Source organism: Variovorax sp. P4_D9, from assembly GCF_056401695.1.
This window is the reverse complement of the sequence record NZ_JBFUIU010000819.1, coordinates 1-3,871: the sequence shown is the minus strand read 5'-3', so window position 1 is coordinate 3,871 and position 3,871 is coordinate 1. Positions and strand designations below refer to the sequence as shown.

Genomic DNA, 3,871 nt, shown 5'->3' with positions numbered 1-3,871 from the left:
GTCCAAGGAGTACAGCGTCTACGGCTCTACAACCCACAAGCAGGCCTACCTCTATGGAAGACTGGACACCAGTCCCACGAGGTTCACACGGAGCTTCGGCATGGCCTGGGGGATGGGGGGTTGGCTGTTGTTTCCATTCCTGCAGAAGATCGGCCCTGCCGCCGTGCAACAGCTGAAGGAACGCGTCGCCCGCGAGGTCAAGACAACGTTCGCCAACCAATACACGAAGGAGATCTCATTGTTGCAAGCACTGCAGCCGGGGGTCATATTGGCCTACGCCAAGTATGCGACGGGCGAGAAATACCTGATCAATCCGAGCAAGGACGTGTCAGCGCAAGCCTCGTGACAGCGTGATGATGACGAGGCCAATGCGTTGGCAACAAGGAGACAACCGCATGACAAGCATCCACGATTCGCTTCAACGACTCGACTCGCACCCTTCCGCGTGGAAAGGCGAAGACCTTTCCACGCGTGACGACTGGATTATTCATCTCGAGGCGAACGATATTGCCGAGATCGAATCGGCACTGGCGTTCGTCAAATCGCGAGCCATCGGCATCCCCGAGCTTTCCAGGAATGACTTCGCCATTCCCGGCTTTTCGAAGAAGATGAGTGCGGTTCTACGAGAGCTGGAAGACGGGCGTGGCTTCGTCCTGCTTCGTGGCTTGCCGGTCGAGCGCTACTCCAAGGCGGATGCGGCAACCATCTACTGGGGCATCGGATCCCACCTCGGTCCGGCCTTCGCACAGAATGCGCAGGGCGACATGCTCGGCCACGTGCGCGATCTGGGTGGAAATCTGAAGACCGAGATGCGCTCGCGCGGATACCACACGCGATTTCGTCTTCCCTTCCACAACGATTCTACCGACGTTGTCGGGCTGTTGTGTCTGCAGAAGGCGAAGTCGGGCGGAGCCTCTCGCATTGTCAGTTCTGCCGCGATTCACAACGAATTCATGATCCGCCATCCCGACTTGTGGACGGTGATGTGCGGATCCTTCTTCGTGGATCGCCGCGGTGAAGAGAATGTCGGACAAAGGCCGTACTACGTGACGCCGTGTTTCAATCATCTGGATGACCGGTTGTTCGTTCGCTACAACCGCACATACATTGAATCTGCCCAGCGATTCGCAGAGGTTCCGCGCCTGAGCGCAGCGCAGGTGGAAGCGCTGGATCTGATGGACTCCCTTTGCAACGATCCGGCGTTCTACCTGGACATGTCGTTCGAGCCCGGTGACATGCAGTTTCTGAACAACTACGTGGTGCTGCATTCGCGCGGTGACTATGAAGACTGGCCCGCGATCGAGCGCAAGCGGCACCTGCTGCGACTGTGGTTGCGGACGCCTGGCTTCAGTCGATTGCCGGCGCCATTCGCGGATCGAGATGCCGACATGGCAGCTTGGCAGCGACACCCTCGCCCGCCGGTGTTCGACGCGTCTGAAATCATCGCGGAACTCGCGCATTGACCGTCTTCCCCCTCCATGAGAAGGACCCCTCATGCACATCCTGAACTTCCTGTCGTCTGCACGGCGGCATCTCCTGACGCTGTCCGTTGCTTTCACGGCCATGGCTGTCTCCTGCATCGCTACGGCGCAGGACCCATTTCCGAATCGGCCGATCACGCTGATCGTCCCATTCGGAGTGGGAGGCGAGACAGACATTTTTGCGCGCCTCTTGTCCCACGAACTCGGCGAAGCACTGGGGCAGTCGATCGTCGTGGTGAACCGTGCCGGCGCCACCGGCATGATCGGTACCGAGGTCGCCGCGCGCAGCAAGCCCGACGGCTACACGCTTGTCTTCGGAACGGCGGCGACGCACGCGCTGAACATGTCGGTCTACAAGAGCGTGCCGTACCATCCGCTGAAGGACTTCGAGCCGGTCGCGTTGGTCGGAACCGTGCCGGTGGTTCTGTACGCGCATCCCTCCATGCCGGGCAACACGCGCGACTTCATCGCGAAGCTCAAAGCCGACCCGAAGAAATACTTCTACGGCTCCTCGGGGCTGAGCACGACGTATCTCAGCGTCGAGTTGTTCTTGCACGCAGCGAAGGTGCCGGCATCGAACGTCGTGTCCTACAAGGGAAATGGCGAGGCGGTGCAAGCACTCGTCAGTGGGCAGGTACAGTTCCTCGGAGGGTCGCTCGGAGTGGGGCGGGAGCTTGTCAAGGGGGGAAAGCTGATCGCCGTCGCCGTCATGAGTGACAAGCGGCTCGCGGCGGCGCCGGAGATCCCTACCCTGGCCGAATCCGCTTCGCTGCCGCTCGCCGTCGGTACGTGGAATGTCGTCATGGCTCCGGCGGGGACGCCGAAGGACATTGTCGATCGGATCAACCTCGCGCTGAACGAAGTCTTGAAGAATCCCGCCTTCCAGAGCCGGTTGGCTGGATACGGCATCAGCCCGGTCACCGATTCGACGCCCGCGAGCACGGCGAAGTTCGTGGYAGCCGAAATTACCAAGTGGCGTGAGGCGTTCAAGCTCACCGGCCTAGAGACCCAATGAGGGTGATCAGCGCTTGAAACTTCATGAAATTACTTCAAGCAAAACTCCATTCGATTCAATTGTTGGCCGCTGGGGTCCATGGTTTCGATTTCAGACCTGCGGGTCAAGATCAGTGGCCCGCAGTTGCGGCGGGATCCCACATCGACCTGCACCTCCCCAATGGCCTCATGCGGAGTTATTCGCTTGTCAATGCGCCGGGAGAAAGCCATCGTTACGTGATTGCGGTGAACCGTGAGGCGTCCAGCAAGGGAGGATCGAGCTATCTGCACGACCGGATCAGGGTCGGGCAGGTCTTGTCCATCTCCCAGCCGCGCGACAGTTTCCCGTTGCGGGAGACGACCGCGCATTCGGTGCTCATTGCGGGCGGAATCGGAGTCACGCCTCTGTGGAGCATGGTCCAGCGTCTTTCGGAGATCGGTGCACCGTGGACCTTGTACTACTCGGCGCGAGGGCGAGAATGTGCGGCCTTTGTCGACCCAATCGCGGCGCTCGCGTCGAGCACCGGCGGTCAGGTGTACCTGAACTTCGATGCCGGTGCCAGCGACAAGCGATTGGATCTGCGCGCCATCGTCGAGGCCGCGCCGCCCGATGCGCACGTGTATTGYTGCGGCCCCGTTCCCATGCTGAAAGCGTTCGAATCGGCGTGTGCGCAGCGAGATCCGGCCCTGGTACATCGTGAATACTTTGCAGCACCGGTGGCGCAGAAAACATCGGATACGGCAGAGCGAGCCTTCACCGTGAGGCTGGCCAGGTCTCGCAAGACGATTGAAGTGGGTTCCGAAACGTCGATTCTCGAGGCCATTGTCCAGGCGGGAATCGATGTCTCTTACTCCTGTGCGAGTGGCGTCTGTGGAGCCTGCGAGACGAAGGTTCTTTGCGGGGATCTCGATCACAGGGACTACGTCCTGTCTGATGTCGCAAGGGAGGCCGGACAAACGATGATGATCTGCTGCTCGCGTGCGACGTCCGCGGAGCTATCGCTGGATCTCTGAGGTTTCCATCAAACGGTTCGTCGAAACGCGAGCGCGGTCGCCGACTTAGAGGGAATGGCACTTACTTTGGCTCGTACGCATGACCATGCTTCTCGACATGTCGGCGAGCCTGGGCGCGCGGCACCTTCAACCACGGGTAGGGTTTTGGCCTTCGTTTTCGCATTCGCGGCTCGATGCGTCCGGGTCGATGGCCGACCTTGCATTGGGCGATCAACGTGAACAGCCGCTGGCAATCCTTCGTGACCGAGAGGCCTCGCGAGACCCACTCCGTCCACAGTTGCACCGTGTGCTTGAAGCTCAGGCCGCGCGGGTCGATGCCGACGTGGCTGGCGGCCTGCGCCATCAGCAGCCGGATCACGTTGTAGGCCAGCAGATGGACCCAC

The 3,871-nt window shown here is 60.5% G+C and carries 3 protein-coding genes and 2 pseudogenes; 4 read left to right on the top strand and 1 reads right to left on the bottom strand.

Annotation, left to right across the window (positions count from 1 at the left end; all coding sequences use genetic code 11):
- The 4 genes and pseudogenes from AC1DY5_RS45955 to AC1DY5_RS45940 all read left to right on the top strand — a co-directional run.
- Positions 1 to 346 (top strand): annotated as a pseudogene (locus tag AC1DY5_RS45955) (NADH oxidase); the annotation flags it as partial.
- 49 nt (positions 347 to 395) lie between these two features.
- Positions 396 to 1,463 carry a TauD/TfdA family dioxygenase gene (locus AC1DY5_RS45950; protein WP_478121050.1) on the top strand — a complete coding sequence of 356 codons (1,068 nt, stop codon included), beginning with the start codon at positions 396 to 398 and terminating at the stop codon, positions 1,461 to 1,463.
- A 31-nt stretch (positions 1,464 to 1,494) separates the two neighbouring features.
- Positions 1,495 to 2,496, top strand: coding sequence for a Bug family tripartite tricarboxylate transporter substrate binding protein (locus AC1DY5_RS45945; protein WP_478121049.1), 1,002 nt, complete (start codon positions 1,495 to 1,497; stop codon positions 2,494 to 2,496).
- 23 nt (positions 2,497 to 2,519) lie between these two features.
- On the top strand, positions 2,520 to 3,488 hold the full coding sequence (locus AC1DY5_RS45940; RefSeq protein WP_478121048.1) for a PDR/VanB family oxidoreductase: 969 nt from the start codon (positions 2,520 to 2,522) through the stop codon (positions 3,486 to 3,488).
- A 61-nt stretch (positions 3,489 to 3,549) separates the two neighbouring features.
- On the opposite strand, the pseudogene AC1DY5_RS45935 reads toward AC1DY5_RS45940, so the two are convergent.
- A pseudogene (locus AC1DY5_RS45935) lies at positions 3,550 to 3,871 on the bottom strand (IS4 family transposase); the annotation flags it as partial.

Coding starts and splice junctions, on each gene's coding strand:
- AC1DY5_RS45950 (WP_478121050.1), top strand. CDS start 396: ATGACAAGCATCCACGATTCGCTTCAACGACTCGACTCGCACCCTTCC.